The organism is Pseudoxanthomonas sp. SGT-18, assembly GCF_003931645.1.
Taxonomy (GTDB): domain Bacteria; phylum Pseudomonadota; class Gammaproteobacteria; order Xanthomonadales; family Xanthomonadaceae; genus Pseudoxanthomonas.
On record NZ_RRYJ01000007.1, the window covers coordinates 23543 to 42959 of the forward strand.

At 72.2% G+C, this 19417-nt stretch carries 23 protein-coding genes, 1 tRNA gene and 1 pseudogene; 16 read left to right on the top strand and 9 right to left on the bottom strand.

The window, feature by feature from the left end; all coding sequences use genetic code 11:
- Window positions 1-14 precede the first annotated feature (14 nt).
- Window positions 15-1070, bottom strand: a complete 1056-nt coding sequence (locus EIM47_RS10405) for a LacI family DNA-binding transcriptional regulator (protein WP_028915264.1) — start codon at window positions 1068-1070, stop codon at window positions 15-17.
- Window positions 1071-1158: 88 nt separating this feature from the next.
- Window positions 1159-1458, bottom strand: coding sequence for a YciI family protein (locus EIM47_RS10410; RefSeq protein WP_019397688.1), 300 nt, complete (start codon window positions 1456-1458; stop codon window positions 1159-1161).
- A 407-nt stretch (window positions 1459-1865) separates the two neighbouring features.
- Here EIM47_RS10410 and EIM47_RS10415 point away from each other — a divergent pair, with 407 nt between their 5' ends.
- The 3 genes and pseudogenes from EIM47_RS10415 to rluB all read left to right on the top strand — a co-directional run bounded on the left by EIM47_RS10415 (window position 1866) and on the right by rluB (window position 5036).
- Window positions 1866-2783, top strand: a complete 918-nt coding sequence (locus EIM47_RS10415) for a ScpA family protein (protein WP_019397687.1) — start codon at window positions 1866-1868, stop codon at window positions 2781-2783.
- A 35-nt stretch (window positions 2784-2818) separates the two neighbouring features.
- Window positions 2819-3601, top strand: a pseudogene (scpB, locus tag EIM47_RS10420) (SMC-Scp complex subunit ScpB); the annotation flags it as partial.
- Window positions 3602-3617: 16 nt separating this feature from the next.
- Window positions 3618-5036, top strand: coding sequence for a 23S rRNA pseudouridine(2605) synthase RluB (gene rluB / locus EIM47_RS10425; RefSeq protein WP_125076856.1), 1419 nt, complete (start codon window positions 3618-3620; stop codon window positions 5034-5036).
- A gap of 251 nt (window positions 5037-5287) precedes the next feature.
- Here the strand turns inward: rluB and EIM47_RS10430 are convergent, their stop codons facing one another.
- The 3 genes from EIM47_RS10430 to EIM47_RS10440 all read right to left on the bottom strand — a co-directional run bounded on the left by EIM47_RS10430 (window position 5288) and on the right by EIM47_RS10440 (window position 7916).
- Window positions 5288-5737 (bottom strand): hypothetical protein, encoded by a 450-nt coding sequence (locus EIM47_RS10430; protein ID WP_019397684.1) that lies wholly within the window; start codon window positions 5735-5737, stop codon window positions 5288-5290.
- A gap of 89 nt (window positions 5738-5826) precedes the next feature.
- On the bottom strand, window positions 5827-6636 hold the full coding sequence (locus tag EIM47_RS10435; RefSeq protein WP_125076858.1) for an amidohydrolase: 810 nt from the start codon (window positions 6634-6636) through the stop codon (window positions 5827-5829).
- A gap of 122 nt (window positions 6637-6758) precedes the next feature.
- Entirely contained in the window at window positions 6759-7916 is a 1158-nt protein-coding gene (locus tag EIM47_RS10440) for a pyridoxal phosphate-dependent aminotransferase (RefSeq protein WP_125076859.1), read from the bottom strand.
- Between the two features lie 67 nt (window positions 7917-7983).
- On the opposite strand from EIM47_RS10440, the gene EIM47_RS10445 reads away from it, so the two are divergent.
- The 13 genes from EIM47_RS10445 to EIM47_RS10505 all read left to right on the top strand — a co-directional run bounded on the left by EIM47_RS10445 (window position 7984) and on the right by EIM47_RS10505 (window position 17662).
- Window positions 7984-8487 carry a DUF3293 domain-containing protein gene (locus EIM47_RS10445; RefSeq protein WP_019397681.1) on the top strand — a complete coding sequence of 168 codons (504 nt, stop codon included), beginning with the start codon at window positions 7984-7986 and terminating at the stop codon, window positions 8485-8487.
- A 196-nt stretch (window positions 8488-8683) separates the two neighbouring features.
- Window positions 8684-9322 (top strand): heme ABC exporter ATP-binding protein CcmA, encoded by a 639-nt coding sequence (ccmA, locus tag EIM47_RS10450; protein WP_028915267.1) that lies wholly within the window; start codon window positions 8684-8686, stop codon window positions 9320-9322.
- A complete protein-coding gene (gene ccmB, locus EIM47_RS10455) occupies window positions 9319-10008 on the top strand; it encodes a heme exporter protein CcmB (protein WP_125076860.1) in 690 nt (229 codons plus the stop codon). The genes ccmA and ccmB overlap by 4 nt, the downstream gene beginning before the upstream one ends.
- Before the next feature lie 220 nt (window positions 10009-10228).
- The gene (locus EIM47_RS10460) at window positions 10229-10978 is read left to right on the top strand and encodes a heme ABC transporter permease (RefSeq protein ID WP_028915269.1); all 750 of its coding nucleotides are present in this window, start codon (window positions 10229-10231) and stop codon (window positions 10976-10978) included.
- On the top strand, window positions 10975-11148 hold the full coding sequence (gene ccmD / locus EIM47_RS10465) for a heme exporter protein CcmD (protein ID WP_019397677.1): 174 nt from the start codon (window positions 10975-10977) through the stop codon (window positions 11146-11148). Before EIM47_RS10460 ends, ccmD begins: the two co-directional genes overlap by 4 nt.
- Complete coding sequence (gene ccmE, locus EIM47_RS10470; protein WP_019397676.1) at window positions 11145-11612, top strand: cytochrome c maturation protein CcmE; 468 nt, start codon at window positions 11145-11147, stop codon at window positions 11610-11612. The genes ccmD and ccmE overlap by 4 nt, the downstream gene beginning before the upstream one ends.
- 69 nt (window positions 11613-11681) lie before the next feature.
- Window positions 11682-13604: a heme lyase CcmF/NrfE family subunit gene (locus EIM47_RS10475; protein WP_028915271.1), complete on the top strand. Its 1923-nt coding sequence runs from the start codon at window positions 11682-11684 to the stop codon at window positions 13602-13604.
- A complete protein-coding gene (locus EIM47_RS10480) occupies window positions 13601-14176 on the top strand; it encodes a DsbE family thiol:disulfide interchange protein (protein WP_019397674.1) in 576 nt (191 codons plus the stop codon). The genes EIM47_RS10475 and EIM47_RS10480 overlap by 4 nt, the downstream gene beginning before the upstream one ends.
- Complete coding sequence (locus EIM47_RS10485) at window positions 14173-14643, top strand: cytochrome c-type biogenesis protein (RefSeq protein ID WP_240626213.1); 471 nt, start codon at window positions 14173-14175, stop codon at window positions 14641-14643. The genes EIM47_RS10480 and EIM47_RS10485 overlap by 4 nt, the downstream gene beginning before the upstream one ends.
- Window positions 14637-15659 (top strand): cytochrome C biogenesis protein, encoded by a 1023-nt coding sequence (locus EIM47_RS10490; RefSeq protein WP_125076861.1) that lies wholly within the window; start codon window positions 14637-14639, stop codon window positions 15657-15659. Before EIM47_RS10485 ends, EIM47_RS10490 begins: the two co-directional genes overlap by 7 nt.
- A gap of 80 nt (window positions 15660-15739) precedes the next feature.
- Window positions 15740-16885 carry a homoserine O-acetyltransferase gene (locus EIM47_RS10495; protein WP_125076862.1) on the top strand — a complete coding sequence of 382 codons (1146 nt, stop codon included), beginning with the start codon at window positions 15740-15742 and terminating at the stop codon, window positions 16883-16885.
- Window positions 16886-16983: 98 nt separating this feature from the next.
- Complete coding sequence (locus EIM47_RS10500) at window positions 16984-17544, top strand: cysteine dioxygenase family protein (RefSeq protein WP_125076940.1); 561 nt, start codon at window positions 16984-16986, stop codon at window positions 17542-17544.
- Window positions 17545-17576: 32 nt separating this feature from the next.
- Window positions 17577-17662: transfer RNA gene (locus tag EIM47_RS10505), tRNA-Leu, on the top strand.
- 253 nt (window positions 17663-17915) lie between these two features.
- Here EIM47_RS10505 and EIM47_RS10510 read toward each other — a convergent pair.
- The 4 genes from EIM47_RS10510 to EIM47_RS10525 all read right to left on the bottom strand — a co-directional run bounded on the left by EIM47_RS10510 (window position 17916) and on the right by EIM47_RS10525 (window position 19417).
- The gene (locus EIM47_RS10510) at window positions 17916-18155 is read right to left on the bottom strand and encodes a hypothetical protein (protein WP_037034918.1); all 240 of its coding nucleotides are present in this window, start codon (window positions 18153-18155) and stop codon (window positions 17916-17918) included.
- A 145-nt stretch (window positions 18156-18300) separates the two neighbouring features.
- Window positions 18301-18732: a hypothetical protein gene (locus EIM47_RS10515; RefSeq protein ID WP_125076941.1), complete on the bottom strand. Its 432-nt coding sequence runs from the start codon at window positions 18730-18732 to the stop codon at window positions 18301-18303.
- A 17-nt stretch (window positions 18733-18749) separates the two neighbouring features.
- Window positions 18750-18956, bottom strand: coding sequence for a PspC domain-containing protein (locus EIM47_RS10520; protein ID WP_037034920.1), 207 nt, complete (start codon window positions 18954-18956; stop codon window positions 18750-18752).
- Between the two features lie 29 nt (window positions 18957-18985).
- Window positions 18986-19417, bottom strand: a complete 432-nt coding sequence (locus EIM47_RS10525; RefSeq protein ID WP_019397666.1) for a DUF5329 domain-containing protein — start codon at window positions 19415-19417, stop codon at window positions 18986-18988.

A 19417-nucleotide genomic window follows, 5' to 3' on the forward strand; every position in this document is an offset into this window, starting at 1 on the left:
AGGCCTTCGTTCGTCTAGCCCGGACCGGTGCCGGACGCGGGATGCTCCGGGCCCCCGCTGGATGCGCGCACCACCAGTTCCGGTGCCAGCACGTGCCGGTCCGCCACCTCGCCCGATGCGGGTCCGGCCACGTCCGCGCCGGCTTCGATCTGGTCGAGCAGGCGCTCCACTGCGCGTCCTCCGAGTTGCGCGATACTCACTCGCATCGTGGTCAAGGACGGGTGAACGAAACGCGCCAGCGGGATGTCGTCGAAGCCTGCGAGCGCGATGTCCTGCGGCACCCGTACGCCGGCCTGCGCGAATGCGTAAAGGCAGCCCAGCGCCATCATGTCGTTGGCCGCGAACACCGCCTGCGGACGCTCGCCCGCGGCGAGGATCGCCTGCCCCGCGCGGTGCCCCGAAGCCTCGTCGAAATCGCCCGGGTACTCGCATCCGCTCGCGCCCGGATGCGCGGCGATGGCCTCGCGGAAGCCACGCAGGCGTTCCTGCGCGTCGTAGTTGGGCTCCGGGCCGGCGATGAAGGCGATGCGGCGGTGGCCCAGCGCGAGCAGGTGCGCGGTCATCGCCATCGCCCCGGCGTGGTTGTCCACCTCGAACGCCGGCCAGGCCGGCTCGGCCTGGTGGGTGTTGACCAGCACCGCGGGCAATGGCGGCAGGTTCTCCTCGAGGAACCCGGGCTGGTCGGCGAACGGCGACATCACCAGCAGGCCGTCGACCCGCCCGCGCATCGCGCGCAACGCCGCGGCCTGCTGCTCGGGGTCGCCGTGGTAGCTGGACAGCAGCATGTGCTTGCGGCGCGCGCGCGCGCCGGCGCCGATGCCGCGGATCAGCTCGGAGAAGAACTCGCCATGCAGGTCCGGCAGCACCACGCCGATGGTCTGGGTGCTGCGGCTGCTGAGGCTGCGCGCGGCGCCGTGCGGGCTGTAGCGCAGGCGCTGCGCCACCGCCTCGACCTGCTTGCGCACCGGCTCGGCCACGTTGGCGTGGCCGTTGAGCGCGCGCGAGACGGTGGCCACCGAGACCCCGGCCTCGCGGGCGACATCGCGGATCGTGACGACCGGGCGTACCATCGGACGGCTCCTGCGCGGAAACGTGACGCGAATGTAAACGTTTCCATGCGGGACGCCAAGGCGGCGTCAAGGTTCCGCGACGCGTTCCTCAGCGCAGGACCGGCAGGAACGGCCGCACCTCGACGCGCGCGTAGACCCCGGCCTCGACGTAGGGATCGGCCCCGGCCCAGGCACGCGCCTGCTGCAGCGAGTCGAACTGCGCGATCACCACGCTGCCGCTGAAGCCGGCCGGGCCCGGGTCCTCGGCATCGATCGCCGGGCAAGGCCCGGCCACCAGCAGGCGCCCGGCCTCGCGCAGGGCCTGCAGCCGCGCCAGGTGCGCCGGTCGCGCCTGGCGCCGGCGCGGCAGCGCGCCCTCGGCGTCATGTCCCTCGATCACGTACCACATGGCTGGCTCCCGCACGCGTTGGCCCGGATTGTATCTGCCGCCTGTCCGGCCATGCACCGCGGTGCTGGACACGCCGCCGGGCAGCGCTTACCCTTGGCACCACATGCGGCCGTGAAGCAGCGGCCCGTCGGCTCCAGACTGCAAGGGCTGCCAGCCCGTACAGGGGAATCCGGGCGCGGTATCCCGCTCCACACCCGGCCGACCGACGACCGATCCGCTGACCGCGAACCGCCACGCAGACGACCTCCCCGGCACCCGGCCGCCGCCCCGCGCGACCTGGGCCTGTATTGATGTGCTTACAGGCGCCCGTCCCGTCCCCACGGCGACGTCCGCCATCCGCAGGTGGCACCGCGTTCCCGCCCCGGGGCGCTGCGTGCGCCCCTACCCGGGCATGGCTTTCCGAGCAGATGAGTTCCGAACCCGCGCAAGACGCGACCCTGCAAACGCCGCAGCAGCCGTCCGCACCGCAGCAGCAGGAAATGCCGCTGGCGATCGTGCACGGGCAGCCGCTGCTGCAGATCCCGCAGGACCTGTACATCCCGCCGGATGCGCTGGAAGTCATCCTCGACGCGTTCGAGGGCCCGCTTGACCTGCTGCTGTACCTGATCCGCCGCCAGAACCTGGACATCCTGGACATCCCGGTCGCCGAGATCACCCGGCAGTATGTGGACTACATCAACGTGATGCAGGACCTGCGCTTCGAGCTGGCCGCCGAGTACCTGGTGATGGCCGCGATCCTGGCCGAGGTGAAGTCACGGATGCTGCTGCCGCGGCCGGTGAACGAGGACGGCGAGGAAGCCGACCCGCGCGCCGAGCTGGTGCGCCGCCTGCAGGAGTACGAGCGCTTCAAGCAGGCGGCCGAGGACCTGGACGCGCTGCCGCGCATGGAACGCGACACCCTGCCGGTGCAGGCCCACGTGCCGGACCGCCAGGCCATCCGCCTGCCGCCGCCGGTGGACCTGCGCGAGATGCTGCTGGCCCTGCACGACGTGCTGCGCCGGGCCGAGCTGTTCAGCGGCCACGCCATCCGGCGCGAGGCGCTGAGCGTCCGCCAGCGCATGGGCGAGGTGCTGCAGCGGCTGGACGACGGCCGCTTCCACCGCTTCGAGTCGCTGTTCACCCCCGAGGAAGGCCGCCTGGGCGTGCTGGTGACCTTCCTGGCCATGCTCGAGCTGGCCAAGGAGCAGTTGCTGGACATCGTCCAGGACGCACCGCTGGCGCCGATCTACGTCAAGTCGCTGGCGGTCGGCAACACCAATGCCCCGCTCGAATTCCACAGCGAGTTCGACGAAGGCGACGACTCCTCCGCCGCGGCGGAAGAGTAAGCCCGCCCCACCCTTCAACCGATCCTGCGAGATTCATGGACCAGGCGCTGATCAACCGCATCGTCGAGGCTGCCCTGCTGGCGGCCAACCAGCCCCTGCCGCTGGCGCAGCTGCGCGGCCTGTTCCCGGAGGACGAACCGATCCCGCCGGGGGCCGTGGAAACGGCCCTGGAACAGCTACGCGAGGCCTGCGCCGACCGCGGCGTGGAGCTGGTGGAGGTTGCCTCCGGCTTCCGCTTCCAGGTCAAGGCCGAGGTCCACCCCTGGGTGGCCCGCCTGTGGACCGAGCGCAAGACCCGCTACACCCGCGCCACCCTGGAGACCCTGGCGCTGATCGCCTACCGCCAGCCGATCACCCGCGGCGAGATCGAGCAGGTGCGCGGCGTGGCGGTGAGCAGCAACATCATCCAGGCGCTGGAGGAACGGGAGTGGATCCGCGTGGTCGGCCACCGCGACGTGCCGGGCCGCCCGGCCCTGTACGGCACCACCAAGCAGTTCCTGGACTACTTCGGCCTCAAGCGGCTGGACGAACTGCCGCCATTGTCCGAACTGAAGGACATCGGCGAGCTGGAACCGGAACTGCCGCTGGATCCGGACGCGGCCCCGGCCGCGGCCGGCGTCTCCGCCAACGACGCCGGCGACGCCGGGGCGCAGCCGCAGGACGCGGACGCGAACCCCGCCGAGGGCCAGGCCGGCGCCAACGCCCAGGCGGCAACCGATGCAGGCGCGGCCGATGCCGCCGCCCAGGACACCCCCCACTCGCCGGAGGCCGCCGATACGGCCGCCGGTCCCGCAACCCAGGCCCCGGACGATACCGAAGGCCGGAGCAATACCCATGACTGAAACAACCCCACGCAAGACCCTCGGCAAGCTCTCGCTCAAGCGCAGCGAGGACGCCGCCCCGGCCGCGAAGATCGAGGAGCGCCTGCACAAGGTCCTGGCCCAGGCCGGCCTCGGCTCGCGCCGCGCGCTGGAGCAGCGCATCGCCGACGGCCTGGTGAAGGTCAACGGCGAGGTCGCGCAGGTCGGCCAGAGCATCCGCAGCGGCGACCGCGTCGAACTCGACGGCAAGGCCTTCGTGGCCTCGGCCCTGACCGAGCCGGCGCGCGTGCTGGTCTACAACAAGCCCGAAGGCGAAGTGACCACCCGCGAGGATCCCGAGGGCCGCCCGACCATCTTCGAGTCGCTGCCGCGGCTCAAGGGCGCGCGCTGGATCGCGATCGGCCGCCTGGACATCAACACCACCGGCCTGCTGCTGCTGACCACCGACGGCGAGATCGCCAACGCGATGATGCATCCCTCGCACGAGGTCGAGCGCGAGTACGTGGTGCGCGTGCGCGCACCGGAAGGCCAGGAGCGCGTGCCGGACAACGTGGTCGACCGCCTCGCCCGCGGCGTGGCCCTGGAGGACGGCCCGGCCAAGTTCGACCAGATCGAGCGCATCGGCGGCACCGACTCGCACGACTGGTTCAAGGTCGTGGTCAAGGAAGGCCGCAACCGCGAAGTGCGCCGCCTGTGGGAATCGCAGGGCTGCCAGGTCAGCCGCCTCAAGCGCGTGCGCTACGGCAACATCAGCCTGCCGCGCGAGCTGCTGCGCGGGCAGTCGCAGGAACTGCCGCAGGAGCAGGTCGACGCCCTGCGCCGCGAGCTGGGCCTGGACGCCAACGCGCCCTCCACCCTGACCCTGCAGCCGGTGATTGGCCAGCGCCGCGCGGCCAAGACCGCGCTGCACGTGCGCCAGGGCGGGCAGGCCTACGTCAACGGCCACAACACCGCCGACGAGGGCCGCGAACTGCGCCGCTTCGACCACGTGCGCGAGGACCGTCGCGGCGGCCGCGGCAGCAAGAAGCCGCACGGCGGCCTCACCGTCAGCGGCGAGATGGCGGCCAAGCAGTCGCAGAAGCCGTTCAAGCAGCGCAAGCAGAAGGGCGCGCTGAAGCCGCTGCCGGACGGCAACCCGGCCGCATTCCGCACCTGGTACGTGCCCGAGGGCGTGGCCACCGGCCCCAGCGGCCACCGCAACGCCGGCCCGGGCGGCAAGCGCTCCGGCAAGCCGGGCGCCGGCCAGGGCGCGCGCAAGGCGGCGCGTCCCTATGGCCATCCGGGCAACGCCGTGCACTTCCCCTCCGACCACGCCACCCCGGGCCAGGACCGCGGCCCACGCGGCAACGCCGGCAACCGCGCCAAGCGCCCCGGTGGCGGCGGCCGTCCGGGTGGCGGCGGCCGTGGCGGCCGCGGCCCGCGCCAGGGCTAAGCCCCGCTGGTCCGATCGCGGCTCCACGGAGCCGCACCCACCTGCCCGCCCAGCGCGGGCAGGTCCGTTTCCGGGGCCTGGAAACTCCGCTCGCGGCCGATGCGGAACCGGTTCCTGCCCGGTTATCGCCTGCGCATCACGAGCGCATCAGAAGAGCGATCGCGACCACTCCGCCAGCCCCGCGGCCCTCCGGACCCGGGCTCACCGAATCCCGAATCCCGAATCCCGAATCCCGAATCCCGAATCCCGAATCACTCGATCACAAACTTGCCAAACGCGACACCCAGGTCCCAGCCCTTGCCGGTGCCGGCCAGCGCCAGGGAAACATCGCCCTTGGTCATGACCTGGGCCTTGCTGGACTTGGCCGCGCCGGCGTGCACCTCGGCCGCGGCATAGGTGCCCAGGGTCTCGGCGATGCTGTTGACGCCGGAGAACTCGCCCACGCCGTTCTCGATCTTCGACTTGCCGAAGGTCAGGCCGCCGCCCTTGGCGGTGATCCTCACCGCGCGGCTGGCGCCGTTGTCGCAGGTAATGACGCCGGTGCCGGTGGCGGTCTTGTAGAACACCGACCAGCCTTCCAGGTTGAAGCGCAGCTTGCAGTCCACTTCGCCGGCCTGTGCCTGGGGCAGTGCCAGCACGCCGAGGCCAAGCGCCAGGGCGGTGGCCAGGAAACGGGAAGCGGAACGCGGACGTCGGATCATGGCAGCCTCCGGAAGGGTCATGCGGCGGAGCATATAGCAGGCTTCCGTCGCCGTGCCGTGCACCGGGGCCGCCATCCGTCGGCCGCGGTTCAGCGGGCCGGGTCGCGCAGTTCGAACGGGTCGGCGTCGAGCATGGCCGGGAAGTGCTCGCGGTGCGCGGCCAGGGCCGCGGCCGAAAGCGTGGTGGTCAGCACCTGCTCGCGGCCATGGGCCTCGACCTGGTCCTGGCCGAGGAAGTCGATCACCGCGCTGTCGCCGCTGTACTCCAGGCCGTTGCCGTCGCGGCCGACGCGGTTGACCGCGGCCACGTAGCACAGGTTCTCGATCGCCCGCGCCCGCGCCAGGGTCTTCCAGGCATGCGCGCGCGGCGCGGGCCAGTTGGCGACGAACACCTGCAGGTCGAAATCCATCCCGTCCGGCCGCTCCACCCCGTAGCGGTTGCGGCAGAACACCGGGAAGCGCAGGTCGTAGCAGACCTGCGGATTGATCCGCCAGCCCTTCCACTCCACGGTCAGGCGCTGCCGCCCCGGCGCATAGCGCCTGTGCTCGCCGGCGTAGCGGAACAGGTGGCGCTTGTCGTAGTGCGCCAGCGCGCCGTCGGGCGTGGCCCACAGCAGGCGGTTGAACACGCCCTCCTCCGTGCGCAGCTGCACGCTGCCGGTGACCGCCGCCCCCAGCTTGGCCGCCTGCTCCCGGATCCAGGCCACGGTCGGTCCGTCCATGCCCTCGGCGCGGTCGATCGCCTCGTTGGAGAAGCCGCTGGTGAAGGTCTCCGGCAGCACCACCAGGTCGGTGGCCCCGGCCAGCGGCGCCACCAGCGCCCCGTAGTACTCGCGGTTGGCCGCCGGATCGTGCCAGCGGGTGTCGCCCTGGACGAGGGAGATGCGCAAATCCTGCATTGCTGGGCTCGTGATTCGTAATTGATGATTAGTGATTGGCGAAAGGGCGACTTGCTGGGGGTGTCGGACAGATAGCGATCATGTGGTTCCGCTCCTTCGAATCACGAATCACCAATCCCCAATCACAGTGCCTGGAGGCGCTCGATTGCCGCGTCCAGCGTTGCCTCGTTCTTGGCAAAGCACAGGCGGGCCAGGCGCTGGCCCGGGGGCGGGTTCTCGTAGAACGGGGACAGCGGGATCGCGGCCACGCCCTTCTCGATGGTCAGCCACTTCACGAACTCGTGGTCCGGCAGGTCGCTGACCTCCGAATAGTCCACCAGCTGGAAGTAGCCGCCCGGCACCGGCAGCGGCTTGAGCCGGGTGCCCAGCAGCTGCCCGCGGAAGCGGTCGCGCTTGGCCTGGTAGAACGCGCCCAGTTGCTGGTCGTGCTCCGGTTCGTCGCGGATCATCGCCGCGAAGGCGTGCTGGGCCGGGGCGAAGGTGCAGAACACGTTGTACTGGTGCACCTTGCGGAACTCGGCGCTCAGCGCCGGCGGGGCGATGGCGTAGCCCACCTTCCAGCCGGTGCAGTGGTAGGTCTTGCCGAAGCTGGACACGACGAAGGCGCGCTCGCGCAGCTGCGGCCAGCGCAGCACGGACTCGTGGCGGCGGCCGTCGAACACGATGTGCTCGTAGACCTCGTCGGACACCAGCAGGATGCGAGTGCCGTCCAGCAGCGCGGCCAGCTCGCGCATGTCGTCGGCGCTGAACATGGCGCCGGAGGGATTGTGCGGGCTGTTGATCATCAGCAGCCGGGTCTTCGGCGTGACCGCGGCACGCACCCGCTCCCAGTCCACGGCGAAGGTGGTCGGGTCCAGCGGCACGTGCACGGCGCGCGCACCGGCCAGCTCGATTGCCGGCTCGTAGCAGTCGTAGGCCGGGTCGAGCACGATTACTTCCTCGCCCGGGCGCACCACCGCGTGGATGGCATTGAAGATGGCTTCGGTGGCGCCGCTGGTGACGGTGATCTCGCCGTCCGGATCAACCTGCGCGCCGTAGCAGCGCAGTACCTTGGCGGCGATCGCCTGGCGCAACACCGGCGCGCCGGTCATCGGCGCGTACTGGTTGTGGCCCTCGCGCATGGCCCGGTCCAGCTCGTCCACCAGCCGCTGCGGCACCGGGAAGTCCGGGAAACCCTGGCCCAGGTTGACCGCCCCGTGCTCGGCCGCCAGCTGCGACATCACGGTGAAGATGGTGGTGCCCACCCGGGGCAGCTTGGTCGGCGGGATCTGTACTGGCATCTCGGCGTCGGGGGAGTCGCGTGGAGGGGCGAGTGTACGCAATGCGGCCGCCGGGGGATGATGGGCCATGGCGCATAAGCACATTCCCGCCACGCCGCCTGCCCCGGGGGAACTGCTGGCGGCTTACCTGGACGCCCGCTACGAGGTCCTGGCCCCGGGCGGAAGCTGCCTGCTCCGGCCCGGACACCGCGCCCCGCCGGCGCTGGCCGCGGCCCTGCCGGCCACCTGCTGGACCGTGATCACTGCCTGGAACCCCGGCTCGCGGCCGCGCCCCGAGGCGGACAACCGCCAGGCCGACGCCGCCCTGCAGGCGGAGCTGGATGCCCTCGGCCTGCGCCGCCTGCCCACCCTCGCCAGCGACGCCGAAGGCAACTGGCCGGAGCCGGGGTGGCTGGTCGCCGACCTGTCCACCGCCGACACCGATGCCCTCGCCCGCCGCTTCGGCCAGGCGGGCGTGCTGCACTGGCGGGCTGGCGAGGCAGTCAGGCTGCGGATGTACCTCGCGCCGCCGGCGGAAGGACTGGAGGGCATCGACACGGGCTGCGTGAAGTGGGTCGTCCCAGCCCCGTAGGCGCCCTCCCTCCCACTACGAGGGGATCGGAGGAGAGGGCCGGTCCCCCGGCGCAGCCCACACCCCGGCATCCCGCCCCCACCCCCTGGCCTTCCTCCGTGGGTAGAGGACCGGCGGCTTGCTACCGGACGCGCCATCTCCACGCAATGCGTGCGGGCAAGTGCCACGCCAGCGCCCGCGGCTACAATGCGCGGCGATGACCGATACCGCCCACGCCCCGCTGCTGGCCGCCCATGGCCTGGCGTTCGCCCGCAACGAGGAGCCGGTGTTCGGCCCGCTGGATTTCGCCGTCGATGCCGGCGAGGCGCTGCTGGTGCAAGGCGGCAACGGCGTGGGCAAGACCACCCTGCTACGGGTGCTGGCCGGGCTGCTCCGCGCAGACGCCGGCCAGGTCCTGGTCCAGGGCAAGCCCGCCTCGCCCGAGCTGCGCGCCCGCGCCGTGGCCTACCTGGGCCACCTCCCGGCGCTGAAGGGCGAACTGACGGTGCTGGAGAACCTGCGCTTCCTGTGCGGCCTGCACGGCCGCCGCGAGGGCCAGCAGATCGAGGCGGCGCTGGAGATTACCGGCATGGCCGGCTACGAGGACGCCCCGGCCCGGCAGCTGTCGGCCGGGCAGAAGAAGCGCGTGACCCTGGCCCGGCTGTGGCTGTCGCCGGCGCCGCTGTGGCTGCTGGACGAGCCCTACGCCAACCTCGACCTGGACGGCATCAACCTGGTCAACCGCATGATTTCCGCGCACCTGCGCGATGGCGGCGCCGCCCTGGTCACCACCCACGGCGCCTATGCCGCGCCGCCGGTGCGCACCCGCATGCTGCTGCTGGGAGGCCAGGCATGAGCGCCGCGCCCGGCCTGCGCCAGTCGGCCCGCGCCCTGCTGCTGCGCGACCTGCGCCTGGTCTGGCGCCGCCGCGGCGACGCCCTGCAGCCGGCCCTGTTCGCCCTGCTGGTGGTGGTGATGTTCGCCCTGGCCATGGGCGGCGGACGCGAGATCCTGCGCGACCACGTCGCCCCCTATGCGATCTGGGTGGCGGTACTGCTGGCCGGCCTGCTGTCGCTGGACAGCCTGTTCCGCGGCGATGCCGAGGACGGCTCGCTGGAGCAGTGGCTGCTGGCGCCGGTACCGCTGCCCTGGCTGGTGGCGGTGCGCACCTTCGGCCACTGGCTGACCACCACCGTGCCGCTGCTGCTGGTGGTGCCGGTGCTGGGCGAGTTCCTGTACCTGCCGCGGGCGCAGCTGCCGGTGTTGATGCTGACCCTGCTGCTGGGCACGCCGATCCTGAGCCTGCTGGGCGCGGTGGTCGCCGCCCTGACCGTGGGGCTGAAGCGCTCTGGCATCCTGGTCGCCCTGCTGGCGCTGCCGCTGTACGTGCCGGTCCTGGTGTTCGGCGCCGGCAGCGTGGCCGCCGCCGCGCAGGGCCTGGACCCCACCGGCGCGCTGCTGTTGATGGGCGCCGGCCTGGTCGCCAGCGCGGTGCTGGCGCCACTGGCCGCGGCCGCGGCGATCCGCATCGCCCAGGGCTGAACCGGCGCATTGCGCCTGATCAAGGCAGAATGTCGCCACGGGCCGCAGCATGGGCCGCGTACCGAACCGCCCCGCAGCGCCGGATGCGCCCGTCGGGGTGGACATTTTGTCCATGCGTCCGGCTTGGCCCATGGGGGCCAGTCTGGAAAAATGCCCTGAACGAGCCCGTCCGGCAGGCTTCCGCCCGCCGGCGCCAACTGCGAGCGATGCGACCCCTTCCATGAACCCGGTGATCCGCTGGTTCCACCTCCTCGGCTCACCGCCGTACTTCGACCGCTTCGCGGCGCGCTGGGCCCCGTGGTGCTGGGGCGCGGCGCTGCTGACCCTGGCCGTGGGCGCCTGGCTGGCGCTGTTCCAGGTGCCGGCCGACTACCAGCAGGGCGACAGCGCCCGGATCCTCTACATCCACGTGCCCTCGGCCTGGATGAGCCTGTTCGTGTTCGCGCTGATGGCCCTCTATGCGGCCATCGGCCTGGTCTGGCGGATCAAGCTGTGCGAGGTGCTGGCCATGGCCTGCGCGCCGATCGGCGCCGGCTTCACCGTGATCACCCTGGCCACCGGCTCGATCTGGGGCAAGCCGATGTGGGGTACCTGGTGGGACTGGGATCCGCGCCTGACCACCGAGCTGATCCTGCTGTTCCTGTACCTGGGCGTGATCGGCCTGTACCACGCCGGCGACGACCGCCGTGCCTCGGCCCGCGCCGCCGGACTGCTGGCCATCGTCGGCGTCGCCCTGCTGCCGATCATCCGCTACTCGGTGGAGTGGTGGGATTCGCTGCACCAGGGCCAGACCATCCGCGTGTTCGGCCAGTCCAGCATGGATCCGAGCATGATGGCGCCGCTGTGGTGGATGGTGGCCGGCACCAAGTTCTGGTTCGCCGGCTCGCTGCTGGCGCGCGCCCGCGCCGACAACCTGCGGCGCGAGGCCGGCAAGGACTGGGTGCGCAAGCTGGCCGGAGGCGACGCATGAGCTACCTGCCCTACGTGGTCGGCGCGTACGCCGTGTTCGCCGCCGTGTTCCTGTGGGATTTCCTCGCGCCGCGGCTGCAGGTCCGGCGCCAGCTGCGCGCCGCGCGCCTGCGCGCGCGCCGCGACCGCAAGTCGTCCGCCCGCCCGGCGGACGTGGAGTTGACCCGATGAATCCGCAACGCCGCCGCCGGCTGCTGCTGGTGCTGGTCGTGGTGCTGGCCTCCGGCCTGGTCACCGCCCTGGTCGCCATGGCCCTCCAGCGCAATGTCGCCTACCTGTACACCCCGGCCGAAGTGCTGCGGGGCGAGGCCGGCGAACGCGCCCGCTTCCGGCTCGGCGGCATGGTCGAGAAGGGCTCGTTCCAGCGCGCCGCCGGCTCCATGGAAGCCAGCTTCCGCGTCACCGACGGCGATGCGCAGCTGCCGGTGCGCTATACCGGCATCCTTCCCGACCTGTTCCGCGAGGGCCAGGCGGTGGTGGCCACCGGGCGCATGGAAGACGGCGTGTTCGTGGCCGAGAACGTGCTGGCCAAGCACGACGAGACCTACATGCCCAAGGAAGTGGCCGACAAGATGGGCGTGGCGCACCAGAAGCACGAGGTGCAGGTGCCGGCACCCGGGACCGAACAGCAGTGATGGCCCTGGCCCGCGTCGGGACGTCCGCCCGGGGAACGCAAGCTTCCTGTCATGCCGCAGGAGGCAGCCATGCTGCCTGAACTGGGCCAGGTGCTGATGGCCCTGGCGCTGCTGGTGGCCGCGCTGCAGGCGCTGCTGCCGCTGGCCGGCGCCCACCGCGGCGAACCGCGTCTGATGGCCGTGGCCCGCCCGGCCAGCTACGCGATGCTGGCCCTGGTCGGCGGCGCCTTCGCCCTGCTGACCTGGGCCTTCGTGTCGCAGGACTTCTCGGTCCGCTACGTGGCCACCAATTCCAACTCGCTGCTGCCCATGGTCTACCGCTACACGGCGGTGTGGGGCTCGCACGAGGGCTCGCTGCTGCTGTGGGTGCTGGTGCTGTGCGTTTGGAACGCGCTGGTGGCGGCCTTCTCCCGCGCCCTGCCGCAGGCGGTGGTGGCGCGGGTGCTGGGGGTGCTGGGCATCGTCGCCTGCGGCTTCCTCGCCTTCCTGATCTTCACCTCCAACCCGTTCGAGCGCCTGCTGCCGGCGGCGGCCGAGGGCCGCGACCTCAACCCGCTGCTGCAGGACCCCGGGATGATCATCCACCCGCCGATGCAGTACGTCGGCTGGGCCGGGTTCTCGGTGCCGTTTGCCTTCGCCATCGCCGCCCTGCTCGATGGCCACATCGATGCGCGCTGGCTGCGCTGGGTGCGGCCGTGGACCAACGTCGCCTGGGCGTTCCTGACCGTGGGCATCGCCCTGGGCAGCTGGTGGGCGTACTACGAGCTGGGCTGGGGCGGCTGGTGGTTCTGGGACCCGGTGGAGAACGCCGCGTTCATGCCCTGGCTGGTGGGCGCCGCGCTGATCCACTCGCAGGCGGTGACCGAGAAGCGCGGCAGCTTCCCCGGCTGGACCCTGCTGCTGGCCATCGCCGCGTTCTCGCTGTCGCTGATGGGCACCTTCCTGGTGCGCTCGGGCGTGCTGACCAGCGTCCATGCCTTCGCCGCCGATCCGTCCCGCGGCCTGTTCATCCTGGTGTTCCTGGGCCTGGTGATCGGCGGCTCGCTGCTGCTGTACGCGCTGCGCGCCGGGCGCCTGGACCCTGGCGCCGGCTTCCGCCCGGCCTCGCGCGAGACCCTGCTGCTGCTGAACAACCTGCTGCTGGCCAGCGCGTGCGCGATGATCCTGCTGGGCACGCTGTACCCGCTGCTGGCCGATGCGCTGGAGCTGGGCAAGATCTCGGTCGGCCCGCCTTACTTCGGCCTGCTGTTCTTCGTGCTGATGGCGCCGCTGCTGGCGCTGGTGCCGCTGGGCCCGCTGGTGCGCTGGCAGCGCGACCAGGCCTCCAAGGTCGCGGCGCTGCTGCTGCCGTGGCTGGGCCTGGCCCTGGTCGCCGGCGCGGTGGCGTACTTCGCCGCGCCGCAGGGCAGCTGGAAGACCGCGGCCGGCGTCGCCGGCGCGGCCTGGGTCGGGCTGGGCACGCTGCGCTTCGTCTGGGCGCGGCTGCGCAACAGCGGCCGCCTGACCGCCGAGATGTGGGGCATGGTCCTGGCCCATCTGGGCCTGGCCGTGTTCGTGGTCGGGGCCCTGCTGGTCGAGGCGCAGAACGTGCAGCGCGAAGTGGCGCTGAAGCCGGGCCAGGCCCTGGAGCTCGGCCGCTATGCCTTCCGCTTCGAGGGCGTGGACCGGCTGCGCGGCCCCAATTACCTGGCCGACCGCGGCCACGTGCAGGTGCTGCGCGATGGCCGCCCGCTGGCCCTGCTGCACCCGGAGAAGCGCGCCTATGCCAGCGGCGGCCAGGTGATGACCGAGGCCGGCATCCGCCCCGGGCTGGCCGCCGACGTCTACGTCGCCCTGGGCGAGTCGCTCGGCGACGGCGCCTGGGCGGTGCGCGTGCACGTCAAGCCGTTCGTACGCTGGATCTGGGGCGGTGCGGCGCTGATGGCGCTCGGCGGCCTGGTGGCCGCCGGCGACCGCCGCTTCCGCCGCGCCACCAAGGAGAAGACCGCATGAACACTCCGCACAAACCGCAGGGCCTGCCGGTGGTCGCCGTGGTGATCGGCGCCCTGTTCTTCCTTGGCCTGCTGGGACTGATGCTGCACGGGGTGATGCGCTCCGGCGACGCCGACCGCGACGTGCTGCCCTCGGCCCTGATCGGCAAGCCGGCGCCGGAATTCGTGCTGCCGGTGCTGCACGACCCGTCGGTGCAGATGGGCTCGGCCGAGCTGCGCGGCGCGCCCTACGTGCTCAACGTCTGGGGCAGCTGGTGCGTGGCCTGCCGCGAGGAGCACCCGGTGCTGACCCGCTTCGCCGAGACCCGCCGCGTGCGCGTGGTCGGCTACAACTGGAAGGACGAGCCGGAGGACGCGCTGCGCTGGCTGGAACAGTTCGGCAACCCGTTCTTCGTGGTGCTGGCCGACTACGAGGGCCGCTACGTGCTGGACTGGGGCGTGGCCGGCGCGCCGGAGACCTTCCTGGTCGACGGCGCCGGCGTGGTGCGCTGGAAGCACACCGGCCCGCTGACCGAGCAGGTCGTGGCCGAACGCCTGCTGCCGGCGCTGGAGCAGGTGGAGCGCGGCCGGTGAGCGCCATGGCCGCCCGCGCGCCGTGCCTGCTGCTGGCCGCGGCGCTGGCCCTGGCGCAAGCGCCGGCCGCCTTCGCCCAGGCCGCCGGCGACCAGGCACCACCGGGCTTCCGCGACGCCGCCGAGGAAACCCGCTTCCACGCCCTGGCCTCCGAGCTGCGCTGCGTGATGTGCCAGAACCAGTCGCTGGCCGACTCCAACGCGCAGATCGCCCAGGACATGCGCCGCGAGGTGCTGGCGCTGATGCGCCAGGGCCGCAGCGACGCCCAGATCAAGCAGCACCTGGTCGAACGCTACGGCGAGTTCGTGCTGTACCGGCCCAGGGTGGACCGCCATACCTGGCTGCTGTGGTTCGGTCCCGGCCTGGTGCTGCTGGGTGGCGCGGCGGTGGTGTGGAGCATCGTGCGCCGCCGTGCCCAGGCCGCGCCCGCGCGCGAAGACGACGATCCCCCGGAGCAGGAATGGTGAACACCTCCGTGCTGCTGTTCGCCCTGCTGGCCGTGGCCGTGGTCCTGGCCGTGGCGCTGTGGGTACTGCGGCCGCTGGGCCGGCCGCTGGCGGTCGCGGTCGGCGCGCTGGCCCTGTGCGCCGGCACCGGCGGGCTGTACCTGGCGGTAGGCACGCCGGCGGCGCTGCGCGCGCCGGTGGCCGCGGCGGACGCGCCGCAAAGCCTGGAGGACGCGGTGGCGCAGCTGGCCGCCGAACTGGAACGCAATCCGGCCCAGCCCGAGGGCTGGGTGCTGCTGGGCCGCTCCCAGGCCGCCCTGGGCAATGCCGCCGCCGCGCGCGACGCCTATGCCCGCGCCCTGGACTACGCGCCCGACGAACCCGACCTGCTGGTCGACGCCGCCGAGGCCCGCGCCCTGGCCCATCCGCAACGCCTGTTCGACGAACAGGCCGTGGCCTGGCTGCAGCGTGCGCGCCAGCTGGTGCCCGGGCATGCCCGCGCCGGCTGGTTCATCGGCGTGGCCCAACGCCAGGCCGGCCAGGCCGCCGCGGCCGCGCGCACCTGGGAAGCGCTGCTGCCGGGCGTGGACGAGGCCACCGCGCGCAGCCTGCGGCTGCAGATCGACGCGGCGCGCGCCGATGCCGGCCTGCCGCCGCTGGATGCGCCGGCCGCGCCGGCGCCCGGCACCAGCCTGACCGTGAAGGTGGCGCTGGATCCGGAATACGCCGCACGCGCGCAGCCGGACGGCGAGGCGGTGGTGTTCGTGCTGGCGCGCGTGCCCGGCGGCCCGCCGATGCCGGTGGCGGTGGAGCGCCACCGCGTGCGCGACCTGCCGCTGGAGGTGGTGCTGGACGACCGCGACAGCCCGATGCCGACGCAGAAGCTGTCGGCGCTGCAGGAGGTCGAGGTGCTGGCGCGGATTTCCGCCGCCGGCAGCGCCAGCCGCGGCGAGGGCGACGTGGAATCGGCCCCGGTGCGGGTACGCCTGCCGGCCGGCGAGGCGGTCGAACTGGTCATCGGCGCGCCGGCACCCTGAGCGCCGCGCGGCCGCGCGGATCGTTTCAGCCGTCACCGGCGCCAGCGGCGCGCGGGCGATGCCGTTACACTGCGCCGCCTATGGCATCGGCGTCCGCATACGAGTTCATCCCGCCCGGCAGCCGCTTCCATGCGCTGCCCTCGCCCTTCCCGATGAAGCGCGGCGGCGTGCTGCACGGCGCACGCGTGGCCTACGAAACCTGGGGCACCCTGGCGCCCGGCCGCGACAACGCGGTGCTGATCCTCACCGGCCTGTCGCCGGACGCGCATGCCGCCTCCGGCCCGCACGATCCCGCGCCGGGCTGGTGGGAAGCCATGCTCGGCCCCGGCAAGCCGATCGATACCGGGCGCTGGTTCGTCATCTGCGTCAACGCGCTGGGCAGCTGCAAGGGCTCCACCGGCCCGGCCTCGCTGGATCCGGCCACCGGCCAGCCCTACCGGCTGGCGTTCCCGGAGCTGTCGATCGAGGACGTGGCCGATGCCGCGGCCGCGGTGGTGCGCGGCCTGGGCATCGGCCAGCTGGCCTGCGTGATCGGCAATTCGATGGGCGGCATGACCGCGCTCGGGCTGCTGCTGCGCCACCCGGGCATCGCCCGCAGCCACATCAACATCTCCGGCAGCGCGCGCGCCCTGCCCTTCTCCATCGCCGTGCGCTCGCTGCAGCGCGAGGCCATCCGCCTGGACCCGAACTGGAACGGCGGCAACTACGACCACGACACCTGGCCCGAGTCGGGCATGCGCATCGCCCGCAAGCTGGGCGTGATCACCTACCGCTCGGCGCTGGAATGGGACGGCCGCTTCGGCCGCGTGCGCCTGGACCAGAGCTCGCCGTTCGCCAACGGCAATGGCGAGGAAGACCCGTTCGGCCTGGAATTCCAGGTCGAAAGCTACCTGGAAGGCCATGCCCGGCGCTTCGTGCGCCGCTACGACCCCAATTGCTACCTGTACCTGAGCCGCTCGATGGACTGGTTCGACGTGGCCGAGTACGGCAACGGCGACGTGCTGGCCGGGCTGGCCACGGTCCGCATCGAGCGCGCGCTGGCGATCGGCGCCAGCACCGACATCCTGTTCCCGGTGCAGCAGCAGCAGGAAGTGGCCGAGGGCCTGGCCCGCGGCGGCGCCGATGCACAGTTCCTGGGCATGGACTCGCCGCAGGGCCACGATGCCTTCCTGGTGGATTTCGAGCGCTTCGGCCCGGCGGTCCGCGGCTTCCTCGATCGGCTATGATCGTTTCCTTCGAAACATACTTCTAACGTCCGCGCCGCTACCCTGCCGCCGCGTACGTTCCGGCAGGCGATGGCGTGGACTTCCCAGGCAAGCACAAGATGGTGGCCGCGCTGGACGCGGCCGTGGCGCTGGGCGAATGCCAGGCGGTGACCGCGGCCCTGCGCCGCACCCTGGTCGCGCTGTTCGCCGACCGCGAGGTCGGCCTGCCGCCGCAGGTGCTGCAGCCGATCTGCGACCACTACGCCCGGCGCGAGCTCTACACCAGCCCGGACCTGGGCTACAGCGTGGTGGCGATGACCTGGGGGTCCGGCCAGGGCACCCATATCCACGACCACGACGGCGCCTGGTGTGTGGAGGGCGTGTGGCATGGCCGTCTGGCCATCACCCGCTACGAGCCGCTGGCCCGCGAGGGCGAACGCTGGCGGTTCGAGGCGGTGGACGACATCGAGGCCGCGCCCGGCTCGGCCGGTAGCCTGATCCCGCCGCACGAATACCACGCCATCCGCAATCCGCAGGCCGACGCGGTGGCCGTGTCGCTGCACGTCTACCAGCACCCGCTGCTGCGCTGCCACGTATTCGTGCCGGAGGACGGGGCCAGCGGCCCGGCAGGCTGGACCCGGCGCGAGGAACGCCGGCTGTGTACCGATCCGGCCGCTTAGCCGCCCCGCGGTCCGCTATACTGCGCGCCCGCGCCGAAGTGGCGGAATGGTAGACGCAGCGGACTCAAAATCCGCCGGCCTTAAAACCGTGTGGGTTCGAGTCCCACCTTCGGCACCAGATACGCGACGCCCCGGTCCGACGGCCGGGGCGTCCTCGTTTCCGCGCGCGAACCATGTCGCGGCCCACTCCCGACCGGAACCAGCGCCGCGCAGCCCCCGCCCCACCTTGCGCCACGCCAGGCCGGAACCCGGCCCGGCCGTGCCGTGAGGACCCTGCCCCCAACGAAAAGGGCCCGCTTGCGCGGGCCCTCCGGTTTCCCTGCCGCCGGGGGCGGCGGCCTTCGCGGGGCCGCCGCCCCCCCTGGCCGAGGTCAGGCCGCCTGGGCGGCCGCCTCGAAATGCCTTCCGGCCAGCCGTGCGACCAGGTCTTCGCACAGGCTCTCCAGCGCCATGATCCGCACCGTCCCGTAGCGGGCCAGGCGCACCATCCGCTCGACGTAGATCTCGCGTCCATGTTCGGCGGTCTCCAGCATGGACTTGGTGAAGCCGTTGGGCACGAAGCCCCGCTTCCCGTCCTTGCTTCCGCCCACGTAAAGCACTATCGACGACATGGCCTTTCCTCTTCTTCTTGTTCTTGTCCGACCAGGCCGGGGAGTGTGGACACCTGGGCGTTAGGAACACGTGCAACCAACGTAGCCAGACCGTGTTTCCACCCGGGGACACGGTGGTTACAGGCAGGGGACAGTCAGCCGGCGTTTAGCGGCGCCACGGCCACCAGCCATGGCCATGCAGGGCGTAGTGGTCGGCGGCGCGCTCCAGCGGGTTGCGCACCGAAATCCCGCCGCAGAGGAAATAGACCGGCACGAACAGCGGCCCCAGCAGCATGTACTGGTAGACGTGGGCGCGTTCGTGGTCGCCAAGGCGCACCTGCCGCTGGCGGCAGCGGCCGGCGCGGTGCTCGTAGGTGGCGCAGCTGGCGTCGAGGTCGGGTCCGGTGGACAGGATGACGTTGCCCAAGGTCATCGCCCCGCCCGGTCCCCAGGGGTAGCCGGCAAACAGCAGCGCCCGTTCGCGTCGGGCAAGGCGGAGGCGCGCGCCCAGCGGCAGCCCCGCCAGCCCCGCCAGCAGTCCCAGCAGCGTCCAGGGCGAGGCCCACACCACGCCCAGCACCAGAGCAAGCCCACGCAGGACGCGGGCGGCGCGGCTCAATCGGACTCGTTCGGGATCAGCAGCCACAGGATCAGGTAGACCAGCACGCCCGGGAAGGCGGCGGATACGACCGAACCGACCACGTAGATGATCCGCAGCCAGGTCGAACTCCAGCCGAAACGGCGGGCAATGCCGCCCAGCACGCCGGCGATCATGCGGTCGTTGAGTGAGCGGGCCAGGCCGCTCGTGGACGTTGCACTCATGGCCGACTCCGATGGTACCTGGCCGGAGTCTAGCGCTGCCCCGCGTCGCCGCGCAGTCGTTGCAGGCGCTGCCGCAGCCACTCGCCTGCCGGGCGTTCAGGCTCGCCCGGGCAGGCCACCCGGTACGGGCGTCCGGTCAGGCTGCTACGGCTGCCGGCACGCTCGATGAACTCCTCGGCCGTACCCTCCAGGCCGCGGCGGCGGGCATGCTCGTACTTGCGCTGCAGGTGCTCGCGCGCGGCAGCGGCCTCGTGCCAGCGGCCGTTGCGCTGGAAGCGGCAGCCGGAGTCGCCCAGCGCCGCGATCAGGGCGCGGATTTCGGCATCGCTGCCGGCATTGGCCAGCGCGGCTGGCACCAGGGCCAGGGCCAGCAGGCAGGCGCTGGCCCGTGCCCGTCCGGGGGCACGGCGCGCGGCCCGCGGGAAGTGCTTGGTGAGGTCGGGATGGCCGGTGGCGCTCAT